Origin of the sequence: Streptomyces fildesensis (genome assembly GCF_016107395.1) — a bacterium.
GTDB lineage: Bacteria > Actinomycetota > Actinomycetes > Streptomycetales > Streptomycetaceae > Actinacidiphila > Actinacidiphila fildesensis.
In genome coordinates this window covers 1-474 of record NZ_JAAIKO010000185.1, presented here as the reverse complement: position 1 = coordinate 474, position 474 = coordinate 1, and the positions used below count along the sequence as shown (strand labels likewise).

The window sequence follows — 474 nt, the reverse complement described above, 5'->3', positions numbered from 1 at the left end:
GTGCACCGGACGCGGTAGCCGTGACGTGCGACGACACCGCCCTGACCTACGCCGAACTCAACACCCGAGCCAATCGCTTGGCTCACCTCCTCATCACCCACGGCATCGGCCCCGAACACAACGTCGCCCTCGCCCTGCCCCGCTCCACCGACCTCGTCACCGCCATCCTCGCCGTCCTCAAAACCGGCGCCGCCTACCTCCCCCTCGACCCCCAATACCCCACCCCACGCCTCAACCACATGCTCACCGACGCCCAACCCACCCTCACCCTGACCACCACCACAACCCAGACCAACCTCCCCCACCACACCAACCACACCCTCCACCTCGACCACCCCACCCTCGCAACCGACCTCACCCACCAACCCACCCACAACCCCACCGACCACGACCGCACCACCCCCCTCACCCCCCACCACCCCGCCTACATCATCTACACCTCCGGCTCCACCGGCCGCCCCAAAGGCGTCGTCA

At 68.1% G+C, this 474-nt stretch carries 1 protein-coding gene; it reads left to right on the top strand.

What is annotated here, in order from left to right; translation table 11 throughout:
• Positions 1-20: 20 nt before the first annotated feature.
• The coding region (locus C6N31_RS42510) for an AMP-binding protein (RefSeq protein ID WP_307811618.1) at positions 21-474 on the top strand (454 nt) is incomplete at its 3' end.